Source organism: Sphingobium ummariense RL-3, from assembly GCF_000447205.1.
Taxonomy (GTDB): Bacteria; Pseudomonadota; Alphaproteobacteria; order Sphingomonadales; family Sphingomonadaceae; genus Sphingobium; species Sphingobium ummariense.
In genome coordinates this window covers 1-18779 of the sequence record NZ_AUWY01000077.1, presented here as the reverse complement: position 1 = coordinate 18779, position 18779 = coordinate 1, and the positions used below count along the sequence as shown (strand labels likewise).

General features: G+C 67.5%; 14 protein-coding genes. 11 read left to right on the top strand and 3 right to left on the bottom strand.

The features are described from left to right. The first annotated feature begins 155 nt into the window (after window positions 1-155). The 10 genes from M529_RS35725 to M529_RS35680 all read left to right on the top strand — a co-directional run bounded on the left by M529_RS35725 (window position 156) and on the right by M529_RS35680 (window position 14079). Entirely contained in the window at window positions 156-968 is an 813-nt protein-coding gene (locus tag M529_RS35725) for an aldolase/citrate lyase family protein (RefSeq protein ID WP_021318044.1), read from the top strand. 10 nt (window positions 969-978) lie between these two features. Further along, the gene (locus M529_RS35720) at window positions 979-2964 is read left to right on the top strand and encodes a polysaccharide biosynthesis/export family protein (RefSeq protein ID WP_021318043.1); all 1986 of its coding nucleotides are present in this window, start codon (window positions 979-981) and stop codon (window positions 2962-2964) included. Continuing rightward, a complete protein-coding gene (locus M529_RS35715) occupies window positions 2961-4070 on the top strand; it encodes a hypothetical protein (protein WP_021318042.1) in 1110 nt (369 codons plus the stop codon). Before M529_RS35720 ends, M529_RS35715 begins: the two co-directional genes overlap by 4 nt. Further along, window positions 4067-5371: a DUF2029 domain-containing protein gene (locus M529_RS35710; protein WP_021318041.1), complete on the top strand. Its 1305-nt coding sequence runs from the start codon at window positions 4067-4069 to the stop codon at window positions 5369-5371. The genes M529_RS35715 and M529_RS35710 overlap by 4 nt, the downstream gene beginning before the upstream one ends. Next, window positions 5368-6378 (top strand): NAD-dependent epimerase/dehydratase family protein, encoded by a 1011-nt coding sequence (locus tag M529_RS35705; protein WP_021318040.1) that lies wholly within the window; start codon window positions 5368-5370, stop codon window positions 6376-6378. The genes M529_RS35710 and M529_RS35705 overlap by 4 nt, the downstream gene beginning before the upstream one ends. Further along, entirely contained in the window at window positions 6375-8195 is a 1821-nt protein-coding gene (locus M529_RS35700) for a thiamine pyrophosphate-binding protein (protein WP_021318039.1), read from the top strand. The genes M529_RS35705 and M529_RS35700 overlap by 4 nt, the downstream gene beginning before the upstream one ends. Window positions 8196-8495: 300 nt before the next feature. Beyond that, window positions 8496-8888: a preprotein translocase subunit SecG gene (gene secG, locus M529_RS35695; protein WP_021318038.1), complete on the top strand. Its 393-nt coding sequence runs from the start codon at window positions 8496-8498 to the stop codon at window positions 8886-8888. A gap of 85 nt (window positions 8889-8973) precedes the next feature. Further along, window positions 8974-10608, top strand: coding sequence for a CTP synthase (locus tag M529_RS35690; RefSeq protein WP_021318037.1), 1635 nt, complete (start codon window positions 8974-8976; stop codon window positions 10606-10608). Between the two features lie 109 nt (window positions 10609-10717). Further along, the gene (locus M529_RS35685) at window positions 10718-13258 is read left to right on the top strand and encodes a TonB-dependent receptor (protein ID WP_021318036.1); all 2541 of its coding nucleotides are present in this window, start codon (window positions 10718-10720) and stop codon (window positions 13256-13258) included. 14 nt (window positions 13259-13272) lie between these two features. Then, entirely contained in the window at window positions 13273-14079 is an 807-nt protein-coding gene (locus M529_RS35680; protein WP_021318035.1) for a YncE family protein, read from the top strand. Between the two features lie 21 nt (window positions 14080-14100). Here the strand turns inward: M529_RS35680 and M529_RS35675 are convergent, their stop codons facing one another. Both M529_RS35675 and parE read right to left on the bottom strand, forming a co-directional pair. Further along, complete coding sequence (locus tag M529_RS35675) at window positions 14101-15378, bottom strand: serine hydrolase (RefSeq protein WP_021318034.1); 1278 nt, start codon at window positions 15376-15378, stop codon at window positions 14101-14103. Beyond that, entirely contained in the window at window positions 15375-17348 is a 1974-nt protein-coding gene (gene parE, locus M529_RS35670) for a DNA topoisomerase IV subunit B (protein ID WP_021318033.1), read from the bottom strand. Before parE ends, M529_RS35675 begins: the two co-directional genes overlap by 4 nt. A 160-nt stretch (window positions 17349-17508) precedes the next feature. On the opposite strand from parE, the gene M529_RS35665 reads away from it, so the two are divergent. After that, window positions 17509-18360, top strand: a complete 852-nt coding sequence (locus tag M529_RS35665; protein ID WP_021318032.1) for an outer membrane protein — start codon at window positions 17509-17511, stop codon at window positions 18358-18360. 61 nt (window positions 18361-18421) lie between these two features. Here M529_RS35665 and M529_RS35660 read toward each other — a convergent pair. Continuing rightward, window positions 18422-18779: GcrA family cell cycle regulator (locus tag M529_RS35660; RefSeq protein WP_021318031.1), on the bottom strand; the 358-nt coding region annotated here is incomplete at its 5' end.

Here is an 18779-nt window from a genome sequence, read left to right as displayed (position 1 = left end):
CCAGGGGAGGATGAAAGCTGACGTCCGCTCCCCACCCCTGGTAACCCTCGCGCCATTGTCAGCCCCCCCTCTCAAACCCGCAGACGGGATGCGCGAAGCGGCGCCGTCTTCATCCCACACGGCATCCCGCCATCATTCAGAGAGGGAGGATATCCATGAACGCCACTGAAAAGCGCATGCTCGATATGCTGAAGAAGGGGCGCGACCATTATGGCGTCGTCGCGGTCAAGGCCGAGTTCGAGGCGGAAGGCACGCGGCCCGACGAATTGCTGCGCCTGCTGGAACTGGCGCACCGCGCCGACCTGAAGGTCGCGCTCAAGATCGGCGGCTGCGAAGCGGTCTCGGACCTGCTCGCCTCGCGCCTTTACGGGGTCGACTATATCATCGCCCCGATGGTCGAGACGCCCTATGCGCTCTCCAAATTCGCCGATGCGCGCGACAAGGTCTATGGCACCGGCCCCACGGACACGCAGTTCCTGTTCAACCTGGAGACGCAGGCGACGCTGGAGGCGCTCGATGCCATGCTGCCGATCGCGCGCGAGCGGCTGGACGGTATCGTCTTCGGCCGGGTCGATTTCACCCTGTCGCGTGGCCTGCCGCGCGGCGCGATCAACGATCCGCAGATCAGCGATGCGGTGCTGACGGTCGCAGAGGCCTGCGTCCGCGCCGATCTGGACCTGGTCGTCGGCGGATCGGTCGCTACCGAGGCGGCCCCCGCGCTGCGTTCGTTCCGCAAGGTGCGTCTGGACCGGTTCGAGACGCGCAAGATCGTGTTCGACGGCGCCGCCGCGGAACTGGCCGATTTCGAGGACGGCATCGCCAATGCAGTGGCATTCGAGCTTGCCTGGCTGGAGAACAAGCGCGCCTATTACCAGCAGATCGCCGACGAGGATCTGAAGCGCATCGGCATGATGCGCGAGCGGGCGGCGAAGGCGCAGGCCGGCGCGATCACGTCCGTCGCCGCCTGACCTCCCGATCTTGAAGGAAGGGCGCGGACTGGCGGCGGATGCCGCGCCGCGCCCTCCCCTGCCGGCCGCCGCGCTGTTCGAAGCGCTTGCCGAGCCCATTGGATATCTTCTTCGCATGACTTCCCTTCGACCGATCCTCCTGGCCGGCGGCGCGTTCGCGCTCGGCTGCCTGACCCTGCCCGCCGGGGCGCAGCTAGCCTCTCCCCTCGGTGCCGGGGCGCAGCCCGACAACGCGACCGCAGCCGCAGCGCGCGCGCAGACGGAGGTGGCCGTGCCCGGCCCGGCTGCGGCCGCGCCCTTCCAGCCCGCCGTGATCGACAATGGCGCCGCACAAAGGCCGGCCCCGCCCGCGACCGACACGCCCGTGCGCACCGAACCGCCGGTGCCGCCCGCACCGCCGAGCGAATTCGAGGCCTATGTCTCCGGCGTCGTGGGCAAGCCGCTGCGCCGCTTCGGCGCCGAATTGCTGGTTCCCGAAGCGCGCGACTTCACTGCGCCGTCCACCGTGACGGTGCCGGACGACTATCGCATCAATCCGGGCGACCAGCTTGCCATTGGCCTGACCGGCGCGGTGCAGGCGTCCAACCTGACGCTGACCGTCGATGGCGAGGGGCGGATCTTCGTCCCCCGCGTCGGTGCGATCATGGTGGGCGGCGTACGCTATGGCGATGTCCACGACGTCATCGCGCGGCAGGTGACGCGCCAGTATCGCAGCTTCGACCTGGAGGTGTCGGTCGCCCGGCTCAAGGGGCTGACCGTCTATGTGACGGGTTTCGCGCAACGGCCGGGCGCCTATACGGTGTCCAGCCTGTCGACGCTGGTGAACGCCGTTCTGGCGGCCGGCGGGCCGAGCGAAGGCGGCAGCTTCCGCTCGATCCAGCTGCGGCGCGGCGGCAAGCTGGTCTCCGACTTCGACCTCTACGACCTGCTGCTGCGCGGCGACAAGAGCGGCGACGCGGCGCTGCAGAATGGCGACGTCATCCACATCACCCCTGCAGGAGCGCAGGTCGCGGTGATCGGCAGCGTGAACCGGGAGGCGATCTTCGAGGTTGGCGCGGGTGAGACGGTGGAGGATGCGATCCGCTATGCCGGCGGCATCTCGACCGTGGCGGACGGCAGCCGGGTGATGCTGTTCGATTCGCTCGGCCGGCGGGAAAGCGGCTGGCAGGAGCTGACCCCCGCCGACGCGCAGAAGCGTGTGGCGCATCGCGGCGATGTCGTCCGGATTCTGTCCGACATCGGCATCGCGCGCCCGGTGGGGCAGCAGCCGGTGCTGGTGACGATCAGCGGCGAGGTGGCGAAGCCCGGCCGCTATTATGTCGCACCGGGCACGCGGCTGGCCGATGTGGTGGCGCGCGCGGGCGGCCTGACCGGCGACGCCTTCCCCTATGCCAGCGTCATCACCCGCCAGAGCGTCAAGGCCCAGCAGCAGCAGAGCTATGACCGGGCGCTCAAGGACATGGAGCTGCTGCTGTCGACCCAGCCGCTGGTGTCGGTCAACCGCGCCCAGCTCGCCTCCAGCGGCAACCAGGCGCTGATCCGTTCCGTCGTGGATCAGCTGAAGGGCCGCGAGCCGACGGGCCGGCTGGTCTTCCCCCTGCCCGTCACGGCGACGCAGCTGCCCGGCGACCTGATCGTGGAGAACAACGACGCCGTTTATGTGCCGACGCGGCCGGTCACGGTCGGCGTGTTCGGTGCCGTCGCCAGCCCCGCCTCCTTCGCCTATCGCGAAGGCATGTCGATCGAGGAAGCGGTGCGGTCGGCCGGCGGCATCCAGAAGCTGGGCGACAAGAGCGAGATCTTCGTCGTGCGCGCCAACGGCACCGTATTGTCGGACGGGCGGCGGACGCTGCGTGCGCGCGCCCTGCCCGGCGACCTGGTGTTCGTGCCTGTCGATGCCGATCGCGGCGAATTCTGGGCGCGGCTGCGCGACATCACCGGCAGCCTGTTCGGCGCCACCGTGGGCGCGGCCTCGGTCGCGGCGCTGACGCAATGAGCCGGATCGCGCAAGTCCGGGGCTGGATCGCCGACCAGGGGGTGCGGCGCCGGGCCTATGCCGCCGCCGCGCTGCTGCTGGCGGTGCTGAGCATCGTGCCGCAACCCTATGTCGCGCGCGCGAAGATCGTGCCGCAGGATCCGGGCAGTATCGGCCTCAGTTCCATGATGAACGCGCTGGGCGGGCAGCTCGGCGGCTTCGCCGCGCTGCTCGGCGGGGCCAAGCAGCCGATCGACCTGTATCTCGCCGTCGCCCGCAGCGAGGAGGTGGACGAGACCGTCATCCGCGCGCTGAAGCTGGAGGCCGCCTATGGCTCGGCGCGCAAGGCGCGGCTGGCGCTGGCGCGCAAGGTCGACGTGCATTCGCTGACCGGGGGCATCATCGAGGTGGAGGCACGCACCCACGACCCGGAGGAATCGCAGGCGCTGAGCCAGGCCTATGTCGCGGCGATCACCGACCGGCTGAACGCGCTGGGCCGCGACCGCGTGGTGCGCAAGCGGGGCATCGTGCAGGCGCGCTTCAAGGAGGCCGCCGGCCGCGTGGCCCAGGCGGAAGCCGCGCTCAACGCCTTCCGCAGGGCCAATAATCTCGCCGCGCCGGAGGCGCAGCTGGGGTCGGAACTGTCGCTGCGCGCCGGCCTCCAGGCACAGCTCCAGGCGAAGCTGGTCGAGCTGCAAACGGCGCAGCAGTTCCAGGGGCCGGAGAATCCCGCGCTGGTCGCGCTCCAATCCGACGTCGCCTCGCTGCGCGCGCAGATCGCGCGGACAGCCGCCCCCAGCACGGGAGCAGCAGGGCCGAACGTCGCGGGCCTTTCCGAAGTTTCGGGGCGCTATCTCGACCTCTATCGCGACTATCGCTTCGCCCAGGCGCTCTATGAGGTCTATGCGCGCTCGTCCGAAGAGGTGACGGTGGAATCGCTCGCCGCCGAAACCGCCTCCGACGCACAGGTGATCGAGGCGGCGCATGTCGACGCCGACCGGAAGTTCAACATCCCGGCCGTGGCGCTGCTGGTGCTGGTCGGGGTGCTGGCCTTCTTCACCGAGATCTATGCGCCGGCGACGGGCCTGCGGTTGCCGCTGCTCGCCTATCGGGGCCGGGAGCCGTGAGCGCGCAGGCGCCTCGGCGCGACCTGCCGCTCGCGGAATATGGGCTGGCGCTGGCCGTATTGGCGAGCCTCGGCTGGACCGTCGCGACCTTTCGCGAGACCGGCTACCTGCCCCAGCCCTTCGTGTTCGACACCAATGACAGCCTGATGGACTGGTTCAACCCCGCGCTCTGGGCGAATCGGCCGGGCGCCTATGACGTGTGGGGGACCATCTATCCGCCGCTGTCCTTCGTCTTCCTCGACCTTTTCAGCCTGCCGGGCTGCCAGATCGACAGCCCCTTCCACGCGCGCGACTGCGACTGGCTGGGGCAGGCGGCGATCGGCGCCTGCTACCTGCTGAACGTCGCGCTGCTGTGGGTCGCCTTCCGCCGCAACGATCCGCGCACGGCGATCCCGCGCACGGTGGCGATGGCGCTCGGCCTGCCGCTGCTCTTCACGCTGGAGCGCGGCAACCTGATCCTCCCCTGCCTGCCCGCCTTCATCCTGGCGTTCGGCCCGGTCAGCCGTTCCCCCTTCGTCCGGGCGACGGCGAGCGCCGTGGCGATCAACTTCAAGCCCTATCTGCTCGTCCCCATGGCCGCGCTGGCGCTTCGGCGCGAATGGCGGCCGCTGGAGCTGGCGGGACTGGCGACGGTGATCGTCTATCTGCTGACGCTCGCCTGGACAGGCGGCGGCACGCCGATGGAGCTGGCGTCCAACACCGCGCACTGGATCGTCTACCAGGGCGGCCAGCTGTGGAGCGAGGTCAATTATTCCACCAGCTACAAGTCGCTGATGATGCTGCGCACCGCGCCCGTGTCGCTGCTCAGCTTCGTACCGTCCCGCCTGGTGGAGGGGATCGAATGGACGGTGCCCTTGCTGATCCGCGCGAGCCAGTGCGTCGTCCTCCTCTGCGCGGCGGCGGCCTGGCTGCAACCCGCAGCGCTCGGCCGCACCCGCCTCGCGCTGCTGCTGTTCGGCGCCTATCTCATCACCCAGTCGCCGGGTGGTTATACCCAGGTCTTCCTGCTTTTCCTCGTCATGCTGGAACCCTGGCAGGGCGCCGGGCCTCGCGTTGCGATCGTCTGCGCCTATCTGCTCTGCCTGGTCGGCGACATTCCGATCGCCACCATCATCGACATGAGCGCCAACAGCTGGCTGAGCGGCCGTCCCGTCACGCCCAGCTTCGGCTTTACCGTCGGGCATTTCGTGCGGCCCGGCCTCATCATCCTGATCGTCTGGGCGCTTGCGCTCGACAGTCTGGCGCAGTTCGTCCGCGCGCATCGCTGGCAGCGCCCGACGCTGGGACTGAGCCCCGCATGATCCCGCAGGACGACCTCAGCGCCATCGACGCCGCGCTCGCGCCGCTATGGCCACGGCTGGACGGCGCGCGCCTGTTCTTCACCGGCGGCACCGGCTTCATCGGGCGATGGATGCTGGAAGCGCTGGCGCGCGCGCCCGTGCGCGTCGACGTGACTTTGCTCAGCCGCGATCCCGCCGGTTTCGCCGCGCGCGCGCCGCATCTGACGCAGCGGTTCCGCCTGCTGACCGGCGACGTGCTGGCCTGCCCGGTGCCCGATGGCGATTTCACCCATGTCATCCATGGCGCGACCGACGCCAGCGCCTGGCTGACCGCCAATGATCCGCGCCGGATGTTCGACACGATCCTGACCGGCACGCGGCATATGCTCGATCTGGCGCACGACCGCCGGGCGCGCTTCCTGTTCATGAGCTCGGGCGCGGTCTATGGCGCACAGCCGCCGGAGATCAGCCATGTCGCCGAGGACTGGATCGGCGGTCCCAGCCTGCGCGATCCCAAATCCGCCTATGCGGAAGGGAAGCGCGCGGCCGAAACGCTTTGCGCGATCTACGGCCACCAGTTCGGGGTGGATACGGTGACGGCGCGCATCTTCGCCCTGCTCGGCCCCCTCCTCTCGCTCGACACGCATTTCGCGGCGGGCAATTTCATCCGCGACGCGATGGCCGGCCGCACGATCCGGGTCGAGGGATCGGGGCAGGCCGTGCGGTCCTATCTCTACGCCGCCGACCTCGCCGTCTGGATGTGGACGCTCGTCCTCGCAGGCGCGACGGGTACCGCCTATAATGTCGGGTCGGAGGAAGCGGTGTCGATCGCCGACCTCGCCCGCCGCACCGCGCGGGTGCTGGGCGCTCCCGACGTCGAGATACTCGGCCGGCCCGATCCCGGCTGGAACCCCGGCCGCTACGTCCCCTCCACCGCCCTCATTCGCCAGTCGCTCGGCGTGGCCCCGACCGTCGACCTCGACGAGGCGATCCGCCGCACCGCCCTTTCCAACGGATGGACCCCATGACACAGATGAAACTCTCCCTCTGGCTCGCCGACTGGCTGGCCGACCACGGCATCGAGCAGGTCTTCATGCTGACCGGCGGCGGAGCGATGCACCTCAACCATGCGATGGGCACGCATCCGCGCCTGCGGACCACCTTCACCCATCATGAGCAGGCGCTGGCGATGGCGGCGGAGGCCTATGCGCGGCTGACGAACAAGCCGGCGGTGGTCAACGTGACGTCCGGCCCGGGCGGCACCAACGCCATCACCGGCGTCTACGGCGCTTATGTGGATTCGGTCCCGATGCTGGTCATTTCCGGCCAGGTGAAGCGCGAGACGACGGTGCGCTCGACCGGCCTCGCGCTGCGCCAGCTCGGCGACCAGGAACTCGACATCGAGGAGCTGGTGCGGCCGATCACCAAATATGCGGTGATGGTGAACGACCCGGCGGAGATCCGCTATCATCTGGAGAAGGCGCTGCACCTCGCCACCACGGGGCGGCCGGGGCCGGTGTGGGTCGACATCCCGCTCGACGTGCAGGCGGCGAAGATCGATGCGGCGGCGCTGCACGGCTTCGACCCGGCCGAACTGGACGAGCCGTGGCGCGGCACCGACGTCGAAAGCGCGGCACACGAGATTCTGGACCGCATCGCGAAGGCGCAGCGGCCGGTGATCTTCGCGGGCAGCGGCGTCCGCCTGTCCGGCGCGCATCGCGACTTCATCGCCCTGATCGAGCGGCTGGGCGTGCCGGTCGTCACCGGCTGGAACGCGCATGACGCGCTGTGGAACGACCATCCGCTCTACGCAGGGCGGCCGGGGACGGTGGGCGACCGGGGCGGCAATATGGTGACGCAGAGCGCCGACCTGCTGCTGGTGCTGGGCAGCCGGCTCAACATCCGTCAGGTGAGCTACAACTGGAAGAGCTTCGCGCGCGCCGCCTACAAGATCTGGGTCGACATCGATCCGCTGGAGCTGCGCAAACCGACGGTGAAGCCCGACATGCCGGTGGTGGCGGACCTCGCCGATCTCATCTCCGCTTTGCTTGCCCAGCCCTATGCCGGGCCGAGCGGCGCGCACCGCGAATGGCTCGCCTGGGCGCGCGAGCGCGTCGCGCGCTTCCCGGCGGTGCTGCCCGAATATCACGAGCATGGCCCGGCCAACCATCCCTATGTGGCGATGCAGGCGCTGTTCGACGCGCTGGATGCCGACGACGTGGTGGTGACCGGGAACGGCAGCGCCTGCGTGGTGAGCTTCCAGTCGGCGCATCTCAAGCAGGGGCAGCGGCTCTGGACCAATTCGGGCAGCGCCACCATGGGTTATGACCTGCCCGCCGCGATCGGCGTGGCGGCGGCGACCGGCGGGGACAAACGGGTGATCTGCATCGCCGGCGACGGCAGCATCATGATGAACCTCCAGGAAATGCAGACCATCTCCGGCTATGGCCTGCCGGTGAAGGTCTTCCTCATCAACAATTCGGGCTATGTCTCGATCTTCCAGACCCACCGCAATTTCTTCAACGGCGTGGAAGTGGGCGGCGGCCCCAAGAGCAACGTGACCTTCCCGGATTTCGCCGCGGTGTCGGCCGCCTTCGGCTTCGCCTATGCCCGGGCGGAAGGACATAACGACCTGCGCGAGGCGATCGCCACAACACTGGCCGCGGACGGCCCCGCGCTGTGCGAGATCATCGTCGACGAACATGTCGCCTTCGCGCCCAAGCTGGGATCGAAGGCGCACCCCGACGGCCGCATCACCTCGCCGCCGCTGGAGGATCTGTCCCCCTTCCTCCCGCGCGAAGTGCTGCGCGAGAATATGGCGATCCCGCTGCTGGAGGAATCCTGAGGGGCGATTGCCGGCCAGGAGGAGACCTTGTTCCCCCTCCCGCCCGCGGGAGGGGTTAGGGGGTGGGCCAACGCAACGGTCGGCAGGCCCACCCCGCTGCGTCTAACTCCGACGCTCCGTAAGTCTCGCTGCCCCTCCCGCATGCGGGAGGGGAAGGGGATAAACATATGGCCACTCCCCACCCGAAGCGGACGCGCGCAGCGTGGAAGGCCCGCCACCGGAATCCCACAGGTTGCCCCCGCGCCGCTTCGTCGCTATGTGCGCGGACAACATATCCCATCACCGGACAGAAAACGTCGCATGCTTTTCACCTTCCTTCTCGTCGTGCAGGCCATCGTGGCCGCGCTTCTGGTCGCCGTCATCCTGATGCAGAAGTCGGAAGGTGGCGGCCTGGGCGTGGGCGGCAGCCCGGCGGGGCTGATGTCGGCGCGCGGCGCGGCGGATTTTCTGACCCGCTCGACCACAGTGCTGGCGACGATCTTTGTCAGCCTGTCGATCGTCATGGCGGTGATCGCGTCCGTGCGGCACGCGCCGAGCGACATCGACACCTCGCTTGTGCGGCAGGCGCCTGCCTCTTCCACTCCCGCCCCGGCTACGGGCAATGCCGACCCGCTCGGCGGCGCGGCGGACAGCACGGCCAATGGGGCAGCCAGCGCTCCCGCCGGCAACGGCGCGGTCCCGCTCGCCAACTGATCTCATCCATCGTCGATCTTTTTTGCTCGCGTGCGGATTCGCGCGCTTGCCCAACTCGTTCCTAAAAGGCTAAGCCTCCCCTCCCATGGCGCGGTATATTTTCATCACCGGCGGCGTGGTCTCCTCGCTTGGCAAGGGCCTGATGGCTGCTTCCCTTGCAGCTCTGCTGCAGGCGCGGGGTTTCCGTGTGCGAATCCGGAAATTCGACCCCTATCTCAACGTCGATCCGGGCACGATGAGCCCGTATCAGCATGGCGAGGTCTATGTGACCGACGACGGGGCTGAAACCGACCTCGACCTCGGTCATTATGAGCGCTTCACCGGCGTTTCGGCGCGCCAGTCGGACAATGTGACGCAGGGCCGGGTCTATCAGACCATCATCACCAAGGAGCGCCGCGGCGACTATCTGGGCGCGACGGTCCAGGTGATCCCGCATGTCACCGACGAGATCAAGGCGTTCGCCACTGCCGATACCGACGACCTCGATTTCGTGCTGTGCGAAATCGGCGGCACGGTGGGCGATATCGAGTCGCTGCCCTTCATGGAGGCGATCCGCCAGCTTCATAACGATCTCGACCGGGGCCAGTCGATCTTCGTCCATGTGACTTTGGTGCCTTACATCGCGGCGGCGGGCGAGCTCAAGACCAAGCCGACCCAGCACAGCGTGCGCGAACTGACGTCGCTCGGCATTCAGCCCGACATATTGCTCTGCCGCTGTGAGCATCCGTTGCCCGACAGCGAGCGGCGCAAGATCGCCCTGTTCTGCAACGTCCGGCCCGAGGCGGTGATCCCGGCGCTCGACGCCAGCAGCATCTATGCCGTGCCTGCGCAATATCATGCCGAGGGGCTGGACGACGAGGTACTGCGCGCCTTCGGCATCGCGGGCACGCCCCAGCCCTCGCTCGACCGCTGGTTCGACATCATGGACCGCCAGCAGAACCCGGAGGGCGAGGTGACGATCGGCGTGGTCGGCAAATATGTCGGCCTGCCGGACGCCTACAAGTCGCTGCACGAGGCGCTGACCCATGGCGGCTTCGCCAATCGGGTGAAGGTCAACATCAAGTGGATCGACGCCGAGCTGTTCGAGGAGGAGGGCGCTGACATCGCGGCCCGGCTGGAACCGATGCACGGCATCCTGGTGCCCGGCGGCTTCGGCGTGCGCGGCTCCGAAGGCAAGATCGCCAGCGTCCGCTTCGCGCGCGAGCGCAATGTGCCCTTCTTCGGCATCTGCCTCGGCATGCAGATGGCGTGTATCGAGGGCGCGCGGAACACCGCGGGCATCGCCCACGCCTCCACCACCGAATTCGGCGAGACGAGCGAGCCGGTCGTCGGCCTCATCACCGAATGGATGAGCGCGGAAGGTCTGCAGAAGCGCACGGCGGAGACCGACCTTGGCGGCACGATGCGGCTGGGCGCCTATCCGGCAAAGCTGGACGGCAACAGCGTCGTCGCGGGCATCTATGGCAGCACCGAGATCAGCGAGCGGCACCGCCATCGCTACGAGGTCAATGCCGGCTATCGCGAGCCGCTGGAAAAGGGCGGCCTGATCTTTTCGGGCATGTCGCCGGACGGCACCCTGCCGGAGATCGTGGAGCGGCCGGATCACCCGTGGTTCGTCGGGGTGCAGTTCCACCCCGAACTGAAGTCCAAGCCCTTCGACCCGCACCCCCTGTTCGCCAGCTTCATCGAGGCGGCATTGAAGCAGAGCCGGTTGGTCTGATCCCGCCGCAACAAATCTGCATTACGCAAGTCACGGAAATGTCAGCAATCTGAAACGGCGCTGACGCTCCTCTTTCCTAGGCGCGGTCCCAACGAAAAAGGGACTCGCCATGACACGCTTCTTCGCCTGCTCGATCAGTTTCCTCGCGCTTGCCGCCAGCGCCGCCGCCCATGCGCAGCAGCCTGCGGGCGAGGAAGCCGACGCCATCGTCGTTTCCGGCCAGCGGGCGCAGCAGCAGCGGTCGATCGAGGAAAAGCGCAGCGCGCTCGGCATCGTCGACGTGACTGCCGCCGACGAGATCGGCCAACTGCCCGACAAGAACGTGGCCGAGGCGGTCGAGCGCCTGCCGGGCGTCGGCGTGCAATATGACCAGGGCGAGGGGCGCTATGTCGCGGTGCGAGGCGTGCCCTCCAGCCTCAACGGCTATACGCTGAACGGCTTCGAGATCGGCAATCCCGACGGCAACACCCGCGCCCTGCCGCTCGACATCCTCTCGGGCCAGCTGCTGAACCGGGTCGAGGTCGCAAAGGTGAAGACCGCCGACATGACCGGCCAGGGCATCGGTGCGACCATCAATTTGGTGACCCAGACCGCCTTCGATTTCGACAAGCCCTTCATCTTCCAGGCGAACGGACAGGTCGGTTATCAGGAGCTGCGCAAGGGCGACCAGCCGGTCAAGGGTGACGTCACCGTCGGCACGCGCTTCGGCGCGGACGAGCAGTTCGGCATCCTGCTGGGCGCCAGCTATTCCGACCGGACCTATACCAGCTACGGCATCTACCCTGACGACTGGGCGCCGGACGCCGATGCCGCCCGCGGCGCGGTGCCGGTCAACATCAAATATACCGATTACCGCCTGCGTCGCGAGCGGATCGGTGCATCGGGCTCGCTCGACTGGCGTGGCGACCGGACGCAACTCTATGTTCGCGGCGTCTATTCGAAGTTCACCGAGGACGAATATCGCCAGCGCTTCCGGCTCGATTTCTCGAACATCGACTGGGATGCGAACGGCCTGACCGGCCTCGCGTCCACCAGCGAGCAGCGTTCCGACCTACGCACCGAATATAAGGAAAAGTCGGTCCTGTCCTTCATGGCGGGCGGCAGCACCGAATTCGGCGACGACTGGAAACTGGATTTCGGCGCGGCGCGTACCCGCAATGAGGTAATCGAGCCCAATCAGCTGTGGCAATTCCGCGGCAATCCGGGTGACGTTGCCGTCGACTTCACCGACAAGCTGTTCAGCGCGGTCCCGGTCGATGGCTATCTTACCCCGTCCGAACTGGGGTTCCGCCAATATACGGCGCAGGACGAATATGGCCTCGAAAAGACCTGGCAGGCGCGGGCGGACCTGACCCGCAAGCTGCCGACTCTTGGTGACAACAGCTTCGTGAAGATCGGCGCCAACGGCCGCTGGACGGACAAGCGGTTCGATTCCGCCAACGCGGCCTACACCCGCGGCTCCGCCGCCAACCGCTTCACGCTGAACGGCCTCGCAGGCGAGGATGTGATCGTCAAGCTCGGCAACGGACACGACTATTTCCTCGGCCCGGTGATCAGCGAAGAGCTGATCAAGGACTATACGGAAGGCAGGCTGGGCGGCCCGCAGTTCGTGCTCGACACCGCCTCGACGCTCGCCAACGACACGCTGGGCGACTTCAACCTCGATGAGAATGTCTTTGCCGGCTATGCCATGACCAACCTCGATTTCGGATCGGTCGCGGTCACGGCCGGCCTGCGTGTCGAGCGGACGGAACTCGACATCACGGGTTTCCTGCTGGAGGACGATGTGGTGACTCCGGCGCAGGGCAAGCGTCGCTATACCGACTGGCTGCCCAGCCTGGTGGTCCGCGCGACCCCGTCGGACAACACGGTGTTCCGACTGGCCTATTCGCGCAGTGTCGGCCGCCCGCAATATGAGGACCTGTCGCCGGGCGGTGAGGTCAGCGTGGAGGGCGAGAACGAGCTCAGCGTCAGCTCCGGCAATCCCCAGCTCAAGCCCTATGTCTCCGACGCGGTGGACCTGACCGGCGAATGGTATTTCGCGCCCGGCGGGATGCTGAGCGTCGGTGCCTTCGCAAAGTTCATCAGGAACCCGATCTTCACCCAGAGCTTCACGGTCTTCGACGGCAGCTTCGGCGGGCAGACCTATGACCGGATCGATTTCAGCCAGACGCGCAACGCCGAAAGGGGCGACATCATCGGCCTGGAAGCTGCCTATCAGCAGCAACTCTCCTTCCTGCCGGGACTGCTGTCGGGCCTGGGGGTGAACCTCAACCTGACGCTGATCGACGCCAGCCTGCGGATGCCCGACCGCGGCAGCATCGACTTCCCCGAACAGTCGAAGCTGCTCTGGGGCGCGCAGCTCTTCTACCAGAAGGGGCCTGTCGAGGCGTCCGTCGCCTATCACCATACCGGCCGCGCACTGATCTCGCCGGGCGACCAGGCGTTGACCGACACCTACAACGACGACCTGCGGCGGCTGGACGCGAAGATCGGTGTCGACCTGACGAGGAATGTCCGCCTCTTCGCCGAAGGCCAGAACCTGACCGACGAACCGACCCGCCAGTATCAGGGCGGGGTGCGCGACTGGGTGGTCCAGAACGAACGCTATGGGCGCACCTTCTACGTCGGGGCCTCGGTCCGGTGGTAAGGCGGTTCGCTCTGATGCTTTCCCTGCTGGGTAGCGGCACGGCGCTGGCTCAGGATGAGGCCGCCTCGCCGCCGCCCGCGCCCGTCGCGCTGCGCATGGCCGGACCGGAAGCGCGGCAGGGCGCGGCGTCGGACGGCACCTATATCTACGCGATCGACAATGACCGGATCGGCAAATACCGGATCGCCGATGGCCGGCGCATTGCGGGGTGGCAGGGCGAGCGGCGGCTGTTCCCGCACATGAACAGCTGCACGGTAGTCGGGCGCGAGCTGGTCTGCGCTGCGTCCAACTATCCCGCCGTGCCCCAAACCAGCGCAGTCGAGGTCTTCGACACGACGACCTTGAAGCATGTCCGTTCCGTCAGCCTGGGTTTCGGCCCGGGGTCGCTGACGGTGATGGAGCGCCATGGCGGCAAATGGTGGGCGGTCTTCGCCAACTATGCGGGCAAGGGCGGCGAGCCGGGTCGCGACCAACGCTACACGCTGCTGGCACGGATGGACGACGCCTTCCGCATCGAACGGTCCTGGACGTTTCCGGCCGACGTGCTGGCGCGGATGGCGCCATACAGCTGTTCGGGCCTCAGTTGGGGCGAGGACGGGCTGATCTACGCCACCGGCCACGACCGGCCGGAAGTCTATGCGCTGAAACTGCCGGAAGCAGGATCGGTGCTGGAGCATGTCGGGACGCTCGGCATCGCCGCGCCCGGCCAGGCGATCGACTGGGACCCGAAGGCGCCCCGCCGGCTGTGGGCGATCGACCGCAAGAAGAATGAGATGGTCGCGAGCGACATGCCGGTGGTGGTGCGGGAAGGGCAGCGTTGAACCGACGGCCGCAGGACGGCTTCAATCCGCCAGCAGGTTGAGCGTCCTTGTCATCAGCGCCAGGAAACGCCCTTCATCGACCCGTGCCGAGGGATCGTTCCAGCTGGCGCTGACCGCGTACCAGCTGCCGTCCTTCGCCTGCGCGAGGAAATTCATCGCGAGCACCCCGGGCTCCGACCCGCCCTTGTAGCCTAGCATCCGCCAGCGGGCCGCATCGGCGGGCGCGACGCCTTGGTTCACCGCCAGGATGGGCAGCGCTTCCCCGCCGTTTTGCCGCAGCCAGTCGAGCAGGCGGATCTCGTCGGCCGGTGAGGCGAACCATTCTACCGTGTCGATCGCCACCGGCGTTTCGGCGACGCTGCCCACGTCGATGGCATCGGTACCCAGCCGCCCGGCGCTGTCGGCCAGCAGCGTTCGGCGCTCTGCGGGCGAGGCGGCTTCATAGCGCGTCCTCAGATCGGCATTGGCCGGCATCTTGAGCGCGAAGGCTTCGGCGGTGGTGAGCACGGGCGGCGCTTTCTCCGCCTCCGCATGGCCGGTGCGCGCCAGTATGGCATCCACCTTCGCCCGCCCGAGCGCGAGCAGCAGCGTGTCGGCGGCGCTGTTGTCGCTTTCCGCCGTCATCGCGGTGGCCAGGCTGTGCAGCGTCATCGGCGCGCCGTCAGGCCAGCTCATCAGGCGCCCGGAAAAGCTCTTGGGGCCGAGCGGGACGACGTCGCTCCAACGGCGTTCGCCCGCCGCGACGGCGCGGGCCAGTTCGGCAAGGATCAGCAGCTTGAAGGAGGAGCCGGTCGCCATCTGGCGATCCGGATCGCGCGCGGCGATCATCTGCGGCCGGGTCTCGCCCAGCTTCGCGACGGCAAAGGCGCTGCGGCCGGGTAGGGCGGCGATGTCGGCCATCACCTTGTCCAGGCTGTCGTCCGCCTGCTTCACGCCGACGACATGCAGGCCGACGACGGGATAGGGTGGCTGCGGCGCCACGACTAGCGTGAAGCCCACCGTGGCCCGCTCATAGCGGATTTCGACCTGCCCGGCCGTGGCGCTGGTCTGGGTGACCGCACCCAGCGCCTGCGGTGCGCCATGCTGGCGCCTCAGGTCGGCGGCCAGCGCACGCCAGCGGTCAATCGGCACGGCGTCCAGGAACAGGCCGGAAAAGAAATCCTCTTCCCCGCCGGGGGCTGCGAGCAGGCGGACCAGCTGCTCCGCCCGCGCGCGATAGGCGGGCGTGGGGCTGGCGGCGCCGGCGGCGGTCGGGAACAGCGCGAGCCAGACCAGCGCGGCCAGCGCCAGCGCCTTCATGCGTCGATCGCTTCCTCGTCCAGAGCGGCGGCATTTTCCTGGATGAAGGCGAAGCGATGGGCGGGATTGTTGCCCATCAGACGGTCCACCAGGTCGCGCACCTGCTGCCTGTCCTCATAATCGTCGGGCAGGGTTATGCGGATCAGGCTGCGGGTCTTCGGGTCCATGGTGGTTTCGCGCAACTGGCCTGGGTTCATCTCACCCAAGCCCTTGAAGCGGCTGACCTCGACCTTCTTGCCCTTGAACTCTGTGCGCAGCAGTTCCTCGCGATGCGCGTCGTCGCGGGCGTAGAGGCTCTTGCCACCGGCGACCAGCCGGTAGAGCGGCGGCTGGGCGAGGAACAGGTGCCCGCGCCGCACCAGTTCCGACATTTCCTGGAAGAAGAAGGTCATGAGCAGGGTCGCGATATGCGCGCCGTCCACATCCGCGTCGGTCATGATGACGATGCGCTCATAGCGCAGATTGTCCGGGTTGCAGTCCTTGCGGGTGCCGCAGCCCAGCGCCAGGATCATGTCGGCGATCTCCTGATTGGCCAGGATCTTCGCCGCATTGGCCGACGCGACGTTCAGGATCTTGCCCCGCAGGGGCAGGATCGCCTGGGTCTTGCGGTCGCGTGCCTGCTTGGCGCTGCCGCCGGCGCTGTCGCCCTCCACCAGGAAGATTTCGGAGCCTTCCGGATCGTCGTTGGAACAGTCGGTCAGTTTGCCGGGCAGGCGCAGCTTGCGCGCGCTGGTTGCGGTCTTGCGCTTGACCTCCTTCTCCTGCTTGCGCTTCAGCCGCTCGTCCATGCGGTCGAGCACATAGGCGAGCAGCGCCTTGCCGCGCTCCATATGGTCGGACAGGAAATGGTCGAAATGGTCGCGCACGGCATTCTCGACCAGCCGCGCGGCCTCCGGGCTGGTGAGGCGATCCTTGGTCTGGCTCTGGAACTGGGGATCGCGGATGAAGACCGACAGCATGATCTCGGAAGAGGTCATGATATCGTCGGCGGTGATGTCTTTCGCTTTCTTCTGCCCGACCAACTCGCCAAAGGCGCGGATGCCCTTCACCAGCGCGGCGCGCAGCCCCGCTTCGTGCGTGCCGCCGTCGGGCGTGGGGATGGTGTTGCAGTACCAGCTGTAGCTGCCGTCCGACCAGAGCGGCCAGGCGACCGCCCATTCGACCCGGCCGGCGCTCTCCGGGAAATCCTGGCTGCCGGAAAAGAAGGCGCTGGTCGCGCATTCCCGGTCGCCGACCTGTTCCTTCAGATGATCGGCGAGGCCGCCAGGAAACTGGAACACCGCCTCGGCCGGCGTGTCGTCGGAGATGAGCGAGGGATCGCATTTCCAGCGGATCTCGACCCCGGCGAACAGATAGGCCTTGGACCGGGCCAGGCGGTGGAGGCGGGCTGGCTTGAACTTCTGCTCGCCGAAGATCTCCACATCGGGGATGAAGGTGACCGACGTGCCGCGCCGGTTGGGGGCGGCGCCCACCTTCTCCAGCCCGCTGGTCGGCAGGCCCCGGGCGAAGCTCTGGCGGTAGAGCTCGCGGTTGATGGCCACTTCGACCACCGTGACGGTGGAAAGCGCATTCACGACGCTGATGCCGACGCCGTGCAGGCCGCCTGACGTGGCATAGGCCTTGTCGGTGAACTTGCCACCGGAATGGAGCGTGGTGAGGATCACTTCCAGCGCAGACTTGTCCGGGAATTTGGGGTGCAGCCCGACCGGGATGCCGCGTCCGTTATCGATGATGGTCAGACGGTTGCCGGCTTCCAGCACTACCTCGATGCGGGTCGCATGGCCGGCCACCGCCTCGTCCATGCTGTTGTCGAGCACCTCGCTCGCCAGATGGTGCATCGCCCGCTCGTCGGTGCCGCCGATATACATGCCGGGGCGGCGGCGGACGGGTTCCAGCCCTTCCAGCACCTCGATCGTGGAGGCGTCATATGTGGAGGCGGCGCTGGGCTGGTTCGCGAAGAGATCGGACATGGCGACATGCTATAGATGGAGGCACTCCGGGCGCAAGCGGGCCGCAGGAATCGCCGAGCCGAAAAAAATCTGTCTCGATAGTGAAACAAATTCAGAGGCCTGATCGTTTGTGGGGCGCAAACGCAGATGGAACAGTCCATCAAAGGCGAGGAGACGAATAATGAAGTTTACTGCTTTCGCCCCGGCAGGCGCCGTGCTGGCGCTCGCTCTCGCATCCCCTGCCATCGCGCAGGACGATGCGGGCGATGTCTGGACGGGGCCCTATATCGGCGGCACGCTGGGCTATAACTGGCAGCCCAACAACACGGCCAACGACGTTGAGCAGGTGTATTTCGACACAAATGGGGACGGCCAGTTCGGCGACATCGTGCGCACTGGCACCGGCGGCAACGCCTTTGCGCCGGGCTTCTGCGACGGCAAGCGGATCAGCGCGACCGAATGCAGCTCGATGGACCGTGAAGGCAAGGCCGCTTGGTCGGTCATGGCTGGTTATGACCGGCAGTTCGGCAACATCGTTCTCGGCGGTGTGATCGAGGGCGGCCAGTCCTATGGCAGCAACTATGTGACCGGCTTCAGCACCACCCCGGCCAGCTACACGCTGGTCCGCCGGCTGGACTGGGAAGCCGCTGCCCGGCTCCGTGCGGGCTACAGCTTCAACCGGACGCTGGTCTATGCCACGGGCGGTCTCGCCTATGGCAAGTTCAAGAACAGCTTCCTGACGACCAACACCGCCAACAGCTTCTCCGAGGACAACCGGACCGAGGACGACTGGGGTTACACCGTCGGCGGCGGCATCGAGCACAAGGTGAGCGATAATTTCTCGATCGGCGTGCTCTATCGCTATACCCGCTTCAACCCGAACGACTATCGCGTGACGGCCACCCAGGGCAGCGCACCGGCGACCAACCCGTTCGTCAATCCGGCGACGACGTCGGGCCAGACGGTCATCGGCCGCAGCAACGAGCAATATACGACCCAGAGCGTTCGCGCGACGGCCAGCTTCCGCTTCTGATAGCGGGCTCATTATGGAAAAGGCCGCCAGTTTGGCGGCCTTTTTCTTTTGTGGCGATCTTTCAGCGGACTCGCGGCCCGCCGAAGGGCAGCGGCGGCGGCGGACGCCGCGTGCCGCGCGGCAGCTGCGCCTGATAGGCGCGGCCGCAATGCTCTACGCAATAGGGAAAGCCGGGATTGACCGGCTCGCCGCAGAAATGGAAGTCCGGCTCGCCCGGATGTCCCATCGGCCATTTGCAGATCCGCTCGGTCAGGTCGAGCAGGCTGGTCTTGTCGGCGATCTCCGGGCTCGGCTTCGCGGGCACCAGGCGGCGCGGCGGTGCGGGCGGGATCGGCGCCTGCTGGTCGCCGGGGCCCTGGCGCAGGAATCCGCCGGGTCCGACAGACACGATGCGGGGCTGCGGTGCGGCCACCGGCTCC

Excerpts from the sequence above, each read along its gene's own strand:
- M529_RS35725 (WP_021318044.1), top strand. The coding sequence starts at position 156 with ATGAACGCCACTGAAAAGCGCATGCTCGATATGCTGAAGAAGGGGCGC.
- M529_RS35715 (WP_021318042.1), top strand. The coding sequence starts at position 2,961 with ATGAGCCGGATCGCGCAAGTCCGGGGCTGGATCGCCGACCAGGGGGTG.
- M529_RS35705 (WP_021318040.1), top strand. The coding sequence starts at position 5,368 with ATGATCCCGCAGGACGACCTCAGCGCCATCGACGCCGCGCTCGCGCCG.
- M529_RS35700 (WP_021318039.1), top strand. The coding sequence starts at position 6,375 with ATGACACAGATGAAACTCTCCCTCTGGCTCGCCGACTGGCTGGCCGAC.
- secG (WP_021318038.1), top strand. The coding sequence starts at position 8,496 with ATGCTTTTCACCTTCCTTCTCGTCGTGCAGGCCATCGTGGCCGCGCTT.
- M529_RS35690 (WP_021318037.1), top strand. The coding sequence starts at position 8,974 with ATGGCGCGGTATATTTTCATCACCGGCGGCGTGGTCTCCTCGCTTGGC.
- M529_RS35685 (WP_021318036.1), top strand. The coding sequence starts at position 10,718 with ATGACACGCTTCTTCGCCTGCTCGATCAGTTTCCTCGCGCTTGCCGCC.
- M529_RS35680 (WP_021318035.1), top strand. The coding sequence starts at position 13,273 with ATGCTTTCCCTGCTGGGTAGCGGCACGGCGCTGGCTCAGGATGAGGCC.
- M529_RS35675 (WP_021318034.1), bottom strand. The coding sequence starts at position 15,378 with ATGAAGGCGCTGGCGCTGGCCGCGCTGGTCTGGCTCGCGCTGTTCCCG.
- parE (WP_021318033.1), bottom strand. The coding sequence starts at position 17,348 with ATGTCCGATCTCTTCGCGAACCAGCCCAGCGCCGCCTCCACATATGAC.
- M529_RS35665 (WP_021318032.1), top strand. The coding sequence starts at position 17,509 with ATGAAGTTTACTGCTTTCGCCCCGGCAGGCGCCGTGCTGGCGCTCGCT.